The organism is Ruegeria sp. CH5, from assembly GCF_056537025.1.
Map to the genome: position 1 here is coordinate 365984 of NZ_JBQFQT010000005.1, position 13984 is coordinate 379967.

Sequence of the window (13984 nt, forward strand, 5' to 3'; positions counted from 1 at the left end):
GTCGTGAAAGGATCCGACACGCCCACCACCCAGACCGGGTGGCCCGGCCTGCCGGACCCTGGTGATATTGGTGCCCCGCATGATGCGGGACACCGGGGAGAAACCTTCAGACGGTGCCGCCCAGCGACCCTTCCAGCTCGGCCATCTCCTGCCCGCCGGCCATCATGTCCTGCAGCTCTTCGGGCGAGATTTCACCGCGCCGGGCGGTGCCCAGCGTCTTGCCGCGGTTCAGAACCGTGAACCGGTCGCCCACGGCCAACGCGTGGCGGACGTTGTGGCTGATGAAGACCACGCCGATGCCCTGGTGGCGCACCTTGTCGATGGTGGCCAGCACGTTCGAGGTCTGCCGCACGCCCAGTGCCGAGGTCGGTTCGTCCAAAATCAGGATCTTGGCGCCAAAATAGACCGCACGGGCAATCGCCACGGTCTGACGCTCGCCCCCCGACAGGGTGCCCACCGCCTGATCGGGGCCGCGCAGGTTGATGCCCATCTTGCGCATCTCTTCCATGCAGACCTCGTTGGCGTGCTCGATGTCGAACCGTTTCAACAGGCCTTTCCCCTTGGTCGGCTCGCGCCCCATGAAGAAATTGCGGGTGACGCTCATCAGCGGGATCATCGCCAGGTCCTGGAACACGGTGGCGATGCCCGCCTCCATCGCGTCGCGGGGCGTGTCGAAGGACATCGGCTGGCCTTCGAAATAGATCTCGCCCTTGGTGGGTTTGTGCACCCCGGACATCGTCTTGATGAAGGTCGATTTGCCCGCCCCGTTGTCACCCAGCAGGCAGTGGCATTCACCCGGCTTGACGTCGAAACTGACGCCCGCCAACGCGATAATGTTGCCGAAATGCTTTTCAATCTCTTTCATTTCGACGACCGGGGCCACGTCCTTGACCGCGTCGCCGTGGTGGAACTTGGTATCTTCGGTCATGTCAGCGCTCCCCGGTTACGCGTTTGCGGATCGCGTTGTTGAACAGAACGGCGATCAGCAGCATCGCCCCCAGGAACACCTGGAACCAGTCCTGATCGAAATCGGTATAGGTCAGGCCGATGACCACCATGCCAAAGATGATCGCCCCGAAGAACGCCCCGATGGCCGAGCCATACCCGCCGGTCAGCAAACAGCCACCGATCACCGCGGCGATGATCGCCTCGAATTCCTTCTGAAAGCCGCGCCGCGCATCGGTCGAGCCCGCGTCGATCACGGTGATGATCGCCACCAGCGCGGCACAACAGGCAGTCAGCATGAACAGTGAAATCTTGACCCGGTTAACCGGTACGCCCGAGTTCGACGCCGCAACCCGGTCGCCGCCCGAGGCGAAGATCCAGTTGCCGGCCGGGGTGCGCAGCAGAACATAGGTGGCGGCAATGGCGAAGGCCACGAACCACAGGATTTCAACCGGGACACCCGGCACTTTGGGCGCGCCGCTTTTGAACGTGTCGATCAAGCCTTTTTCGGCCAGCCAGGTGAACAGGCTGGCAAAGGCTTCGCCGGAAAAGAATGGCGCGAGCCAGTCATTTTCGACCTGATCGCGCACGCCGCGCAGCTGGGTCGATCCGCCGGTGGCGGCCTTGAGCCCCACCAGAGACAGGCCGCGCAGAATGAACAGAAACGCCAGCGTCACGATGAAGGATGGCAGGCCCGAGCGGATGACGATGGTGCCGTTGATTGCCCCGACAAAGGCCGCAAAGACAAAGGTCATCGGGATCGCGGCCACCAAGGGCAGTTGCCAGGTCACCACGCAGACCCCGAAGAACAGGCCGGCAAAGGCCACCATGGACCCGATCGACAGGTCAAACTCGCCCCCGATCATCAGCAGCGCCGCGCCGATGGCCAGAATGCCCAGTTGGGCGGCCGGGGTCATGAAGTTCATGATGCCGGCAAGCGTGAACATCGATTCATCGGCCGTGATGGCGAAGAAGATGAAGACAAGGATCGCCCCTGCGATGGCCCCCAGTTCGGGCCGCTTCATCAGCTTGGTCAGGAACGGTTCCTTCTTGATCCGTTCGTCCATCGCCGCTTGTGCAGACTCGGTCATGGTTTCCTCCCGTTTGGCAGGGGCGGCGCCCTGACGCCGCCCCGATTTTCAGCCCGCCGGTATCAGCGGATGCCCTGAGCGGACAGCTCGACCACCTGACCGGCCTTGTCGGCGGTGATCAGGTTCGGACCCGAGGGCACGTTGCCGCCCGGCATCAGGCCGTACTTGGCGTTCAGCGCCATGAACACGACCGGCAGGTAACCCTGCAGATACTGCTGCTGGTCCACGGCAAAGGCCGCGTCACCATCGACGATCGACTGCAGGAAGTTGGCCGACAGGTCGAACGAGGCCACGTTCACGTCGCGCCCCGACCCTTTGACGGCGGCCACTGTGGGCTCACCGGCCGAGCTTGCGCCCAGCGCCATCACGGTATCGACGCTTTCATCCGAAGCCAGAGCCGCCGACACTTTCGACTCGATCTCGGACGGGTCGTTCGACGTGGGCAGAACAGTCACGTTGCCGCCAAAGCCTTCGGCAAAGCCCGCGCAGCGCAGGTCCAGCGCGACGTTTCCGACCTCGTGGTTCACACAGATCGCGTTCTTGCCGCCCATTTCGGCCAGCTTCTCACCGGCGGCCTTGCCGGCGTCGAACTCATCCTGGCCGACATGCAGCGCCGCGCCCAGTTTCTTGGACACGTCCGAGCCCGAGTTCATCGAGATCACCGGGATGCCTGCGGCGACCGCGCGTTCGATCGAGGGGCCAAGCGCGTCGGCGTCCGGGATCGAGACGATCAACCCGTCGGGTTCCTGGTTCACGGCGGCATCGATCAGCTGCGACATGGCGACCATGTCGAAGGTTTCGGGCGCGCGGTATTCGACGTTCACGCCCATATCCGTGCCGGCCTGCTCGACCCCGTTCTTGACCACGTTCCAGAACGCGTCATTGGCCTGGCCGTGCGATACCACGACGATGTCCTGCGCAAAGGCCGGAGTGGCCAGCGCCAGCGCGCCGGCGGCCAAAGCACCTTTGAAAAATTTGTTCATTACGTTTCCTCCCACTAGGACAGATTTTTGTCTTGTCCGGGTCCTGGACCCATTCATCCGGCAAGGCCGAATCTCTGTCGCACCGATACGCATCGGGGCCGTTTCAGTTTCAATACTTCACGTCATTTTGCAACCGGTTTCAAAATTTCCTCCAGCTTTGCCGGAATACCCGTCCTAGCTGATTGGGTCGCAGCTTCGGCCAGTGCCAGCGCTGCGACGCCGTCTTCCAGCGTCACCGGCACGGCGGATCCGGTCTTGACCGCAGTCACGAACGCATCCCATTCCGCCCGATATGCAGGCATGTAGCGTTCGAGGAAGAAGTAGGTCGGTTTGGCACTGATCACGCCGTCGGACGTGGATTTCACCAGGTTGTTCTCGAGCACGTTGCGCGCCTGCAGCAGCCCGCCGGACCCCAACACCTCGACCCGTTGATCATAGCCGTATACGGCCCGGCGAGAATTCTTGATGACGGCGATCCGACCGTCCTTGTAGGTCATGGTGACGACGGCGGTGTCCACATCCCCCGCCTCGGCGATGGCCGGGTCCACGGTCGATGTGCCAACGGCCGAAACAGTGACTGGTAAGTCACCCATGATGAAATTGGCGAGGTCGAAATCATGTATCGTCATGTCCCGAAATAATCCGCCCGAGACTTTGACATAGGAAATCGGGGGCGGCGCCGGGTCAAAAGAAGTGATCGACAGCAATTCGGGGCTTCCGATCTCGCCAGACTGAACGGCGGATTTCAATGCGCCGAAGCCCGGATCGAAACGCCGGTTGAACCCGATCATGACCGGTTGACCGGTACCTGCCACGGCTTGCTGGCAGGCAAGGGCGCGGTTCAGATCCAGATCGACCGGCTTTTCGCACAGAACGGCCTTGCCCACGGCGGTCGCCGCCTCGATGAGGTCCGAATGCGTATCCGTCGGCGTGGCGATCAGCACCGCGTCGATATCCGGGTCGGCGATGATGTCCTCCGACGTGTGCGCCACGGCTCCATGAGCTTGCGCCAGACGTGCGGCGGCGTCTTCCATTGCGTCCGAAACCGCAACAAGCGTGCTGTCCGGGTGGTCCGAAATGGCTTGCGCGTGGACGGTTCCGATGCGCCCGGCTCCAAGCAATCCGATTCTGAGCATTGTGACCTCTGGGTATATTTCTGGCGGGAGCATGTTCTTTTTTGCAACCGGTTGCAAGGATTATTTGCGGCCTGTGTGTGCCCGCGCTCTTGCCCATCATTGCACCGCGGTCAGGATAGAACTCAGCCAGTCGTGGGCGGTGCCAATCTCTTGAATTTGCAGCCCGGGCGACCTTGGATGGCTTCGTATTGGCCCGTTTGGTTCTGCTTTTGTGATTTCTCCGTCCTCTGTTAAACCTTTGAGTCGGGGCAGAAATTGACACCGATACCAAACCGCCCCGATCAAGGAGACGATGATTTGATGAATTTGTCCCTGCCGATTCCGCTGCTGGTCATGGCCATTCTCCCTGCTGCGTTGCTGGACCGATGTTCGGGCCAGAACACCGGCACCGCGCTGGGAGTTCTGGCGCGGGACCGGGTCGCACTGACGGCAACGGCCAATGAGATCATCGTGGAACTGCCTGTTGCAGAAGGGTCTCCGGTCAAGGTCGGCGACGTGCTGGTCAGGTTCGACACGGATCTGCAGACCGCGAAGCTGAACCTCGCGCAGGCGGAACTGGAAAAATCGCAGGCCACGCTACTGAAACTGGAAGTCGGCCCGCGCGAGGAAGAGATTGCGATCGCGCGCGCCAACGTCGCCGGTGCCGAGGCGCGTCTGCTGGACGCAGAGGCCGTGTATCAGAGGAATTCCCAGCTGGTCGTCAACTCGGTCGTCAGCCAGGCGCGCCTGGACCAGGATATTGCCGCACGCGATTCCGCTCGGGCGGCACTGGAAAGCGCTCGGGAATCCCTGAAAGAACTGGAAAACGGAACCCGCCCCGAAGATCTGTCGGTTGCCCGGGCCAATGTGCGGGCGGCCGAAGCGGCGGTTGCCGCCGAGCAGACCGTTTTGGATGACCTGACGGTTGTTGCGACACGGGACGGCATCCTGGATTCCCTGCCCTGGAACTTGGGGGAACGGGTCGCTCAGGGCAGCCCGGTCGCCGTGCTGGTGTCCGGCGCGGCCCCTTACGCCCGCGTCTATGTCCCCGAACCCAGCCGGGTGGACATCGCTCCCGGAGACTCTCTCGAGGTTCGGGTCGACGGGCTGGACCAACCTCTGACGGGCACCGTGCGATGGGTCAGCGACGACCCGTCCTTCACCCCCTACTACGGGTTGAACAAGGATGATCGGACGCGGTTGGTCTATCTGGCAGAAATCGACCTGCCGGAAACCGCCCGAGATCTGCCTGCGGGCGTTCCCGTTCAGGTGAAGATGCCATGAGTGATCTGGTGGTCTCGACCCAGGGTCTGACGCGCCGATTCAAGGAAAAGACAGCCGTCAGCAACCTGGACCTGGAGATACGCCAGGGTCAGATCTATGGGTTTCTGGGCCCGAACGGCTGCGGCAAGACAACGACGATGCGAATGCTGACCGGACTGCTGACGCCCAGCAGCGGATCCGTCTCGGTGCTGGGCCGACCGATGCCGCAATACGCCGAGCCGCTGAAGAATGAAATCGGGTACATGACGCAGATCTTTTCGTATTACCGCGACATGACGGTGCTGGAGAACCTGCGCTTTGCCGCCGAGATCTACGGAATGCCGCGCCGCAAATCCGCCGACCGGATCGACGAACTGCTGACAACCTACGACCTGACCGAAAACGCCAATCAACTGAGCGGCAGCATGAGCGGCGGGCAACGGCAGAAACTGGCGCTGGCCGCGACGGTGCTGCACGGCCCCAAGCTGTTGTTTCTGGACGAGCCGACATCGGCCGTCGACCCCGAAACCCGCCGGTCTTTCTGGGAACAGCTGTTCGACCTGGTCGATCAGGGCGCGACGATGATCGTGTCCACGCATTTCATGGACGAGGCGGAACGGTGTCACCGGCTGGCCATCCTCGAGCATGGGGTGAAAAAGGCGGATGGATCGCCCCGGCAACTGATGGAAGACTTGAAGGCCACCGTGATCGAGGTCGAAGGCGAGGGTCTGCGGCAGGTCAAACACCTTCTGGACGACACGCCCAAGGTGCTGTCGACGGCGCAGGTGGGTGCCCGATTGCGCGTTCTGGTGGACAAGTCGGAAACCGATCCGATGGCGATGATCACGTCGCGCCTGTCGGACTTTCCCAACGTGGCGATGTCCGTGCAGCGCCCCAATCTGGAAGACGTGTTCGTCAGCGCGACGAAGGGGCCCGCCCAATGAAATCGCTCCGCCGCATCACCGCCGTTCTCAAGAAAGAACTGCTGCAACTGCGGCGTGACCGGATGACCTTTGCCATGGTCGTCATGATCCCGCTGATCCAGCTGCTGTTGTTCGGATACGCAATCAACACAAACATCCGCCATATTCCGGTCGGGATCGTGGATCAGGCCGACTCGTCGCTGTCCCGGACCTTGGCTCAGATCGTTCAGGCTACGCAGGTCGTGACCATCACCGAGGTCTTCTCGACCCCGGAAGAGGCCGAACAGGCGATCACCGAATCCACCGTGCGCGCCGCGTTCATCATTCCGCCCGACGTCGATGACCGGCTTGCCCGAAGCCCGTCCATCGGATTGGGCCTGCCCAACGCCACCAACCAGACATCCAGCCGCCCCGTGGCTCATTGGATCGTGGACGGGTCGGACACCATGGTGGCCAGCGCCATCAAATCCCTGCGCAGCATGCCACTGACCGAATTGCTGCGACAGCCGCCAAACCGTCAGGTCCCGACCTTCGAGGTCACGCTGTATTTCAATCCCGAGCAACGATCGGCAGTGAACATCGTTCCCGGCCTCGTGGGCGTCATCCTGACCATGACCATGATCCTGTTCACCTCGGCCGCCATTGTCCGAGAGCGCGAGCGGGGGAACATGGAGATGCTGATCAACACCCCGGTCAAATCCATCGAGCTGATGATCGGCAAGATCATTCCCTACATCTTCCTGGGCTTGCTGCAGGTCGCGATCATCCTCGGGCTGGGACATTTCCTGTTCGACGTCCCCATAAACGGAGGGATGATCCCGCTGCTGGTGGTAACGCTTCTGTTCATCATCGCCAGCCTGTCGCTTGGCCTAGTGATCTCGACGCTGGCCCAGAACCAGCTGCAGTCCATGCAGATGACGATTTTCGTTCTGCTGCCCTCGATCCTGATGTCGGGGTTCATGTTCCCGTTCGACGGAATGCCCAAGCCGGTTCAGGTGATCGCCCAAGTGCTGCCGGCCACCCATTTCATGGACATGATCCGCGGCGTGGTTCTGCGGGATGCAACGCTTTACGCTCTGCGCGGTGACATCCTGTGGATGATCGGGTTCGCCGTCCTTGGGATGCTGGCTGCGACGCTCAGGTTCAAGAAACGCCTGGGATGAAAGAAGGGCGGCCAAGGCCGCCCCAAGTGTTTGGATTGCCAGTCTCTTTTTCGTGGCGGACCGTTCAGATGATCTCGTCCTCGTCGAACATGGGATCATCTTCCAGCTGCGCGTTGATATCTTCCATCGAGTCTTCGGCCTTTTCCACGGACCCGACCCGCCCCAGGTGAAACACGGCATCGCCCTCATTCACCACAGGCATGACCGCACGCCCGACGATCAAGCCGTCGAACGGAGCGATGATGTCCTCGCTGGCTTCGCCGAACGGGTCCGATACGGCACCCAGCAGATCACCTTTGCGAACCAGTTCACCGTCCGCTTTGTAGATCCGAAGGATTCCGCCCATCGGGGCGCGCAACCACTTGCTGGACGAACAGAACTGCGGTGCCGCTTTGGGCTTGGAGATCCGCTTGGCGGGAACCATCCCCATGTGCCTCAGCACCCGCAGAATGCCCGCAAGGCCCGCGCGGATCGACAGTTCATCCAGGCGAAGACCCTCGCCCGCTTCGTACAACAGGATGTCTTTCCCCTGCGCCTTGGCCGCGCCGCGCAATGATCCGTCGCGCAGGGGCGACTGGATGACGATCGGTGCTCCGAAAACGCTGGCCAGTTCCTTGGTCCGAGGGTTGTCGGGCGAGATCCGGATCTGCGGATAGTTCGTACGATGGATCGCCGCCGAATGCAGATCGATCCCCAGATCCGAGCGGGCGACGATTTCTGTCATGAACAGATGCGCCAGCCGCGAGGCCAGCGACCCGTTCTCGCTGCCGGGAAACACCCGGTTCAGGTCGCGGCGGTCGGGCAGATAGCGCGAATGGTTGATGAAGCCGAACGCATTCACGATCGGCACCGCGATCAGCGTGCCTTTCAAGGTCGCCAGGTTGGGCGCACGCAACAGACGGCGTATGATCTCGACGCCGATCACCTCATCGCCATGCACCCCACCGCTGACAAAAACGGTGGGCCCGTCCTGTCGGCCGTGCACCACATGCGCTGACATGGTCACCGGGGTATGGTCCGACAGAACGCTGACCGGCAGATCCACGGTAAGCCGCGATCCCGGCGCCACAGTGGCCTGGCCGATCGTGAATGGCTGCCGCTTTGCCATGCCGTTACCCTTTGCCCTTGGTCTTGGTGGCCCCGGCTTTTGCGTTCTTTTCCAGGAACTCGATCATCTTTCCGGCAATATCCAGACCCGTGGCTTTTTCCACACCCTCCAGGCCCGGCGAGGAATTGACCTCCATCACCACAGCGCCGTGGTTGGCGCGCAGCATGTCGACGCCGCAGGCATTCAGGCCCATCGACTTGGCCGCGCGAACGGCCGTTGCACGCTCTTCCGGTGTCAGCTTGACCACCTTGGCCGAACCGCCGCGATGCAGGTTCGAGCGGAAATCGCCCTCGGCGCCGGTGCGTTTCATCGCAGCGACAACCTTGCCGCCCACCACGATGGCCCGAATGTCGGTTCCACCGGCTTCCTTGATGAACTCCTGCAGCAGGATGTTCACACCCGCGCCGCGGAACGCCTCGACAACCGATTTGGCGGACCGGTCCGTGTCGGCCAAAACCACACCGATGCCCTGCGTCCCTTCCAGCAGCTTGATGACGATGGGCGCGCCACCGGCCAGTCTCAGCACCTCGTCGGTCTGTTTGGGGTCATGGGCAAAGGTTGTGACGGGCAGGCCGACACCGTCGCGGGCCAGCAACTGCATCGACCGCAGCTTGTCGCGCGACCGGCCGATGGCGACGCTTTCGTTCAACGGGTAGACACCCATCATTTCGAACTGACGCAGCACTGCGGTTCCGTAGAAGGTGACCGAGGCACCGATCCGCGGAATCACCGCGTCATACCCCGTCAGCTTTTCGCCGTTGTAATAGATCTCGGGGCGACGGGTTGCGATGTTCATGTAGCACCGCAGGGTGTCGATGATGTCGAGCTGATGCCCACGCTCCTCGGCCGCTTCCTTGAGGCGGCGGTGCGTGTACAGGTTGGCATTGCGCGCCAGCATGGCAATCTTCATGACAAATCCCCTTTGTCCTGGTGTTTTGGTTTGCCGCGCAACAGATGCGCGCGCTTGGTGTGAACGGCGATCGCGTGGTTCTTCAGCGCCGCCCGGCCTACGATCATCTGAAAGGTCATGTTCGTGCGATCGGTCAGAGACAGATCCAGCGGCCAGGTTTCGTCGCCCAACCGGATGGTGGTTCGGATGACGATCCTGTTTTCAGGAATTCCGCTGGTGTTCTTGATGTTGCGCCGTTCCTTGATCGGAGCCTCGATACGGACCATGCCTTCTCCACCTGGCACCTCCGTCAGGAAGGACACCCAATGATGTCCGTCCCGTTGAAACCGCCGAATGTCGGTTGCATGCAGCGCTGACGTGCGGGCGCCGGTGTCGATCTTGGCCTTGATGTCGTTCAAAGGCAGGTCGGGAAGGTCGATGTATTCCATCCAACCAATGACCTTCGGCGTCTGCGGCTGACCCTTGTCGGAAACGTTTGCCATAATCACACCAGCCAGGGCATCAGAAGGGTTGCAAGGCTGAGCACGAAGAAGAAGCCGGCCATGTCCGTAATCGTGGTCAACAGCGGGCCACTTGCGGCGGCCGGGTCCTGTCCGATCCGCTTCAGCAGCAAAGGAACAACACCGCCGATGGATACCGCCAGCATCGTGTTGAGTGCCAGCGCAGTACCAATCACCAGACCCAGAGCTGGATTGCCTTTCCAGAACCACGCGACCAGCCCGATCAGAATACCCAGCGCGATCCCATTGATGACCCCGACCGAAATCTCCTTGATCCAGACCCGCATGGCATCTTGCGGCCGTACCAATCCAAGGCTCAATTCGCGCATGGTGACGCCAACGGCCTGGTTGCCGGAACAGCCGCTCATGTCCGATACCATCGGCAGGAAGATGGCCAGCGCAATCACTGCGGCCAGTGTTTCTTCGTAGGCCGAGATCACGCTGGCCGCGATGATGTTGAGCACGATGTTGGCCGCAAGCCAGGCCAGCCGGCGACGGGACCGAACCGACAAAGGCATCGAGCGCAACTCGTCGCCAACCACACCCTGACGTTTGAGGCTTTCACTTTCCGAGCGTTCCAGAGTGGCTTCTGCCACCGCCGTGCGGGACACGACACCCGCCAGGACTCCGTCGGCATAAACCACCGGCACCCCCAGGAAAGGATGATCGTTGAACACGTCTTCCAGCTGTTCCAACGGGGTATCCACGGTCACGGTCAGTGGTGGAACCATGATGCTTGTCAGCTTTTCGCTGCGCTTGGCGGTCAGCAGGCTGCGCAGCGATACCACGCCCACGGCGCGCCCCTCGGAATCGACAATATAGGGGTGCTGCCCGCGATACCTTTCAAAATCTTCGTCGTCCGAAGCAAGTTCGCGCAGGACATTGCCAACGGTCTGCGTGTCGCGGAACTTGAACACCTCGGTCATCATCAGACCGCCGGCGGTGTCATCCTCGAACGTGCTTAGCAGGCGGACATCCGCAGCCTCTTCGGCGTCCATTTCGGACAGGATGGCCTCGGCATCCGGCGTATCCAACTCGCCGATAACGTCGGCCTGAATGTCCGAATCCAGCTGTTCGATGATCTCGGCAGCACGCTCGGGCTTGAGGCGTTCCACAAGCTCGACCGCCATCTCGTTTGGCGCTTCTTCGACCAGTTCCGCCGCAAGTCCAACGGGCACGATCTCCAGAACGGTATCGCGCTCAGCCGGTGTCAGCTGAAGAACTTCGCGCAGGGCTTCGCTGCTGGTCAGCGGATCCAGAAGCGCCTCAAGCTCGGACGCATTGGACTGCTCGACCGCTTCCTTGATCCGAAGCGAAAGCTCTTCGTCGGTTGAGGGAATGTCTACGTTTCCGTCCATGCCTTGGCCATTCAATTGGGTTGTCGCTCCTTTATATAAGTGATAAATTTTTGTCTATAGGCAAAATTACACGAGATATAGAATGTCTGACTTCACGAATGCCGCGGAAACCCTGGCCGGGCTGTATGCCCGGGAGTTCGGAGGAAAGGCCTCGGGCCGGTATCGCATCCCGCAGAAGCTGCTGCGTGAACTGTGTGGCCGGAGAAGGCTGTACCAGGAGGACATCACGGCTCTGACCCGTGAACTTCTGGAAATGGGCTATGTCATGATTGATTTGGACAGCTTCTTTGTCGTCATGAGCGCCAATTCCTTCGTGAACTATCGGCGAGTCGGCAAGGAAATGCTGGCCCACGCGGAAGGCACCAGCTGAGTCCCATTCCAGGCAATCGTCGCAATGGCGCCCGATCTTGTCAGATCCTCAGTGCGCGAGCCGCCGCAGTCTTTGTTGCAAAAACTTTCTGGACGCCAGGTTCGGTGCCGCTTCTATGGCCTGCCGATAGGCCGCGACCGCCGCGGCGGTGCGGCCCGTCTTCTGAAGAATATGCGCGCGGGCCGCGTGCCATGGCTGAAAATCGTCAAGATCGGGCCGCAGGCTGTCCAGCTTGTCCAAGGCCAGTTGGGCATGACCTGCCTCGGCCATCACGACGGCCCAGTTCAGGGCAACCACCGGGGTTGGCTCGCAGGCCCAAAGGGACTGATACAGCAGCGACATCTGCCACCAATCCGGGGCCGGCGCCATCATGTGGCAATCCGCAATGGCGGCCTTGAGTTGAAACGGTCCCGGTTTTCTCTGGTCGACCGCAGCTTGCAGGAGCCGCTGCGCCTGACGTATCTGACCCTGCCGCCAAAGTGTTCGGTCCTGATCCTCTACGGGCACCATAGCGCCATCAGCGTCGATACGCGCAGGGCGGCGGGCATCGGTCAACAGCATCAGGGCCAGCGCACCTTCGATCTCGGGCTCTCCCGGTCGGAGGTCTCGCAGAACCCGCGCAAGGTGGATGCCTTCGTGGCAGAGATCCCGCGGTCCCGTATCCTCGGTCACGTATCCGGTGGTGAAGATCAGGTAGAGGGTCGTCAGCACCGTATCCAAACGTTCCGGCCAGATTTCCGGATCGGGAACGGAGTACCCAATCCCCTTGGCGCGAATCTTGGCCTTGGCTCGGGACAGGCGCTGGCCCATCGTCTGGTCGTTGTCCAAAAATGCTGCGGCGATCTCCCGTGTGGTCAGGTTGCAGACCGTGCGCAAGGTCAGCGCGATGCGTGACTTCTGGTCCAGCGCGGGGTGGCAGCAGGTGAAGATCAGACGCAACCGGTCATCCGGTATCTGCTCAGGCAGGTCGTCCGTCACGGAGTCGGGCAGGGTTACGGCCAGGGCTGCTGTTTTTCGACCCTCCCTGTGTTGCGCTCGAATGCGATCGATGCCCTTGTTCAGACCAACCCGCATCAACCATGCGGTCGGGTTGTCCGGAACTCCGCTGCGGCTCCAGTGTTTCACAGCCGAGATTGCGGCCTCCTGCAGTGCGTCCTCGGCCAGTTGGAAGTCACCCAACCGGTTGATCAGACCGGCCAAAAGCCGCCCCCGATCCCGCCGCAACACATCATCAATGACATGTCCAACTGCGATCGCTTTGGGGGCGGCGTTCTTCATGGGTTATCCAGCCGGTTTGTAGTCCATCAGAGGGCGGACCTCGATGGTACCGTAATTGGCGGCCGGGATCAGTGCCGCGTATTTCAGCGCCGCATCCAAGTCGGCAACGTCAACCACATAGTATCCGCCCAGATGCTCACGCGTTTCGGCATAGGGCCCGTCCATGGTTTCAGCTTTACCGGAGCGGATCCGAAGGGAGGTTGCAGTTTCGATCCCTTGCAGACCCTCGCCATCGCAAAGAACACCATCGGCTTTCATCCGCTCATTGGCGGCAAAGAAGCCACTCATCATCTCGTCAACCTCCCGGGTGCCATAGGCCGGTTCCTGCGCGGGGTCAGTGTAGATCAACAGCATGTATTTCATAGCAATAATCCTTTTCAAAAGTTCTGGGTCAAAGACCGAAGATCCGGGTTGCGATGCAGATCATCATGATCAGCGCGGCCAGAACATTGGTGCCATTACCGACATAGCGGAGCGGGTGGCCGGCATTGTCAATCTTCAACCCGAAAGGATGCGCCGCTCGTCCGATCACCAGCAAAATGCCCGCCGCGTTGAGGAAAAGCGCTGATGTACCGACCCCTTCGCCCAGCATCATCAATATCAATATGAAGGTCGCCCAGTCCTGGCAGTTTCCGTGTTGGCGCACGCGCAACATCAGCGCCATGTCGCCGCCATCGCCGATGGATTGGCCCGTGGCCGACCGCATCCCCGAGACACGAAACCATAAGACGAGCCAGATCATCGCCACTAGCAACCCATAAATCGGTGTCGTTGAAAAAACCATCTATCGTCCTTCCTGTTTTTAGGTTCGTGCCCCAAGGACGTCGGGTTTTCTCAGATTTCGACAGGTGCTGAGATTTTTTTTTGGTCGCACGCTGCAATTCTTGCGCATATTGCGCGTTTCTTTTCTTTAGTTAGTCGGGGATTGTTGGGTTGGTGCTGAACGAGCGGTTGAGAACGAGCAAAGCCGCCCTTGG

General features: G+C 61.1%; 15 protein-coding genes. 4 read left to right on the forward strand and 11 right to left on the reverse strand.

What is annotated here, in order from left to right; all coding sequences use genetic code 11:
- Window positions 1-106 precede the first annotated feature (106 nt).
- The 4 genes from ACR0JC_RS16760 to iolG form a co-directional block, all read right to left on the reverse strand.
- On the reverse strand, window positions 107-928 hold the full coding sequence (locus ACR0JC_RS16760) for an ATP-binding cassette domain-containing protein (RefSeq protein ID WP_093963708.1): 822 nt from the start codon (window positions 926-928) through the stop codon (window positions 107-109).
- A gap of 1 nt (window position 929) precedes the next feature.
- On the reverse strand, window positions 930-2036 hold the full coding sequence (locus tag ACR0JC_RS16765) for an ABC transporter permease (RefSeq protein WP_170343202.1): 1107 nt from the start codon (window positions 2034-2036) through the stop codon (window positions 930-932).
- A gap of 62 nt (window positions 2037-2098) precedes the next feature.
- The gene (locus tag ACR0JC_RS16770; protein ID WP_170343203.1) at window positions 2099-3019 is read right to left on the reverse strand and encodes a sugar ABC transporter substrate-binding protein; all 921 of its coding nucleotides are present in this window, start codon (window positions 3017-3019) and stop codon (window positions 2099-2101) included.
- Window positions 3020-3141: 122 nt separating this feature from the next.
- Window positions 3142-4155, reverse strand: coding sequence for an inositol 2-dehydrogenase (iolG, locus tag ACR0JC_RS16775; protein ID WP_170343204.1), 1014 nt, complete (start codon window positions 4153-4155; stop codon window positions 3142-3144).
- Between the two features lie 300 nt (window positions 4156-4455).
- On the opposite strand from iolG, the gene ACR0JC_RS16780 reads away from it, so the two are divergent.
- Genes ACR0JC_RS16780 through ACR0JC_RS16790 form a run of 3 tightly spaced genes read left to right on the forward strand, consistent with a single transcriptional unit; the run spans window position 4456 to window position 7483 of the window.
- Window positions 4456-5418: an HlyD family secretion protein gene (locus ACR0JC_RS16780; RefSeq protein ID WP_254430808.1), complete on the forward strand. Its 963-nt coding sequence runs from the start codon at window positions 4456-4458 to the stop codon at window positions 5416-5418.
- Complete coding sequence (locus ACR0JC_RS16785) at window positions 5415-6341, forward strand: ABC transporter ATP-binding protein (RefSeq protein WP_170343205.1); 927 nt, start codon at window positions 5415-5417, stop codon at window positions 6339-6341. Before ACR0JC_RS16780 ends, ACR0JC_RS16785 begins: the two co-directional genes overlap by 4 nt.
- Window positions 6338-7483: an ABC transporter permease gene (locus tag ACR0JC_RS16790; RefSeq protein ID WP_170343206.1), complete on the forward strand. Its 1146-nt coding sequence runs from the start codon at window positions 6338-6340 to the stop codon at window positions 7481-7483. The genes ACR0JC_RS16785 and ACR0JC_RS16790 overlap by 4 nt, the downstream gene beginning before the upstream one ends.
- A 64-nt stretch (window positions 7484-7547) precedes the next feature.
- Here the strand turns inward: ACR0JC_RS16790 and ACR0JC_RS16795 are convergent, their stop codons facing one another.
- The 4 genes from ACR0JC_RS16795 to mgtE are packed head-to-tail and all read right to left on the reverse strand — an operon-like array spanning window position 7548 to window position 11359.
- A complete protein-coding gene (locus tag ACR0JC_RS16795; protein ID WP_170343207.1) occupies window positions 7548-8591 on the reverse strand; it encodes a succinylglutamate desuccinylase/aspartoacylase family protein in 1044 nt (347 codons plus the stop codon).
- 4 nt (window positions 8592-8595) lie between these two features.
- Window positions 8596-9501 carry a 30S ribosomal protein S6--L-glutamate ligase gene (gene rimK, locus ACR0JC_RS16800; protein WP_093963715.1) on the reverse strand — a complete coding sequence of 302 codons (906 nt, stop codon included), beginning with the start codon at window positions 9499-9501 and terminating at the stop codon, window positions 8596-8598.
- Complete coding sequence (locus ACR0JC_RS16805) at window positions 9498-9983, reverse strand: ATP-dependent zinc protease family protein (RefSeq protein ID WP_170343208.1); 486 nt, start codon at window positions 9981-9983, stop codon at window positions 9498-9500. Before ACR0JC_RS16805 ends, rimK begins: the two co-directional genes overlap by 4 nt.
- Before the next feature lie 2 nt (window positions 9984-9985).
- The gene (gene mgtE, locus ACR0JC_RS16810; protein ID WP_170343209.1) at window positions 9986-11359 is read right to left on the reverse strand and encodes a magnesium transporter; all 1374 of its coding nucleotides are present in this window, start codon (window positions 11357-11359) and stop codon (window positions 9986-9988) included.
- A gap of 82 nt (window positions 11360-11441) precedes the next feature.
- Here mgtE and ACR0JC_RS16815 point away from each other — a divergent pair, with 82 nt between their 5' ends.
- Complete coding sequence (locus tag ACR0JC_RS16815) at window positions 11442-11729, forward strand: hypothetical protein (protein ID WP_170343210.1); 288 nt, start codon at window positions 11442-11444, stop codon at window positions 11727-11729.
- 48 nt (window positions 11730-11777) lie between these two features.
- On the opposite strand, the gene ACR0JC_RS16820 is transcribed toward ACR0JC_RS16815, so the two are convergent.
- From ACR0JC_RS16820 to ACR0JC_RS16830, 3 genes are read right to left on the reverse strand one after another with little or no spacing between them, the layout of a single operon-like run.
- Window positions 11778-13007 (reverse strand): RNA polymerase sigma factor, encoded by a 1230-nt coding sequence (locus tag ACR0JC_RS16820; protein WP_170343211.1) that lies wholly within the window; start codon window positions 13005-13007, stop codon window positions 11778-11780.
- 3 nt (window positions 13008-13010) lie between these two features.
- The gene (locus ACR0JC_RS16825; protein WP_170343212.1) at window positions 13011-13370 is read right to left on the reverse strand and encodes a YciI family protein; all 360 of its coding nucleotides are present in this window, start codon (window positions 13368-13370) and stop codon (window positions 13011-13013) included.
- 28 nt (window positions 13371-13398) lie between these two features.
- Complete coding sequence (locus ACR0JC_RS16830; RefSeq protein ID WP_170343213.1) at window positions 13399-13791, reverse strand: MAPEG family protein; 393 nt, start codon at window positions 13789-13791, stop codon at window positions 13399-13401.
- Window positions 13792-13984: the final 193 nt, after the last annotated feature.

What these genes read in the sequence shown, in the direction of transcription:
- ACR0JC_RS16760 (WP_093963708.1), bottom strand. Translation starts at nt 928, where the DNA reads ATGACCGAAGATACCAAGTTCCACCACGGCGACGCGGTCAAGGACGTG.
- ACR0JC_RS16765 (WP_170343202.1), bottom strand. Translation starts at nt 2,036, where the DNA reads ATGACCGAGTCTGCACAAGCGGCGATGGACGAACGGATCAAGAAGGAA.
- ACR0JC_RS16770 (WP_170343203.1), bottom strand. Translation starts at nt 3,019, where the DNA reads ATGAACAAATTTTTCAAAGGTGCTTTGGCCGCCGGCGCGCTGGCGCTG.
- iolG (WP_170343204.1), bottom strand. Translation starts at nt 4,155, where the DNA reads ATGCTCAGAATCGGATTGCTTGGAGCCGGGCGCATCGGAACCGTCCAC.
- ACR0JC_RS16780 (WP_254430808.1), top strand. Translation starts at nt 4,456, where the DNA reads ATGAATTTGTCCCTGCCGATTCCGCTGCTGGTCATGGCCATTCTCCCT.
- ACR0JC_RS16785 (WP_170343205.1), top strand. Translation starts at nt 5,415, where the DNA reads ATGAGTGATCTGGTGGTCTCGACCCAGGGTCTGACGCGCCGATTCAAG.
- ACR0JC_RS16790 (WP_170343206.1), top strand. Translation starts at nt 6,338, where the DNA reads ATGAAATCGCTCCGCCGCATCACCGCCGTTCTCAAGAAAGAACTGCTG.
- ACR0JC_RS16795 (WP_170343207.1), bottom strand. Translation starts at nt 8,591, where the DNA reads ATGGCAAAGCGGCAGCCATTCACGATCGGCCAGGCCACTGTGGCGCCG.
- rimK (WP_093963715.1), bottom strand. Translation starts at nt 9,501, where the DNA reads ATGAAGATTGCCATGCTGGCGCGCAATGCCAACCTGTACACGCACCGC.
- ACR0JC_RS16805 (WP_170343208.1), bottom strand. Translation starts at nt 9,983, where the DNA reads ATGGCAAACGTTTCCGACAAGGGTCAGCCGCAGACGCCGAAGGTCATT.
- mgtE (WP_170343209.1), bottom strand. Translation starts at nt 11,359, where the DNA reads ATGGACGGAAACGTAGACATTCCCTCAACCGACGAAGAGCTTTCGCTT.
- ACR0JC_RS16815 (WP_170343210.1), top strand. Translation starts at nt 11,442, where the DNA reads ATGTCTGACTTCACGAATGCCGCGGAAACCCTGGCCGGGCTGTATGCC.
- ACR0JC_RS16820 (WP_170343211.1), bottom strand. Translation starts at nt 13,007, where the DNA reads ATGAAGAACGCCGCCCCCAAAGCGATCGCAGTTGGACATGTCATTGAT.
- ACR0JC_RS16825 (WP_170343212.1), bottom strand. Translation starts at nt 13,370, where the DNA reads ATGAAATACATGCTGTTGATCTACACTGACCCCGCGCAGGAACCGGCC.
- ACR0JC_RS16830 (WP_170343213.1), bottom strand. Translation starts at nt 13,791, where the DNA reads ATGGTTTTTTCAACGACACCGATTTATGGGTTGCTAGTGGCGATGATC.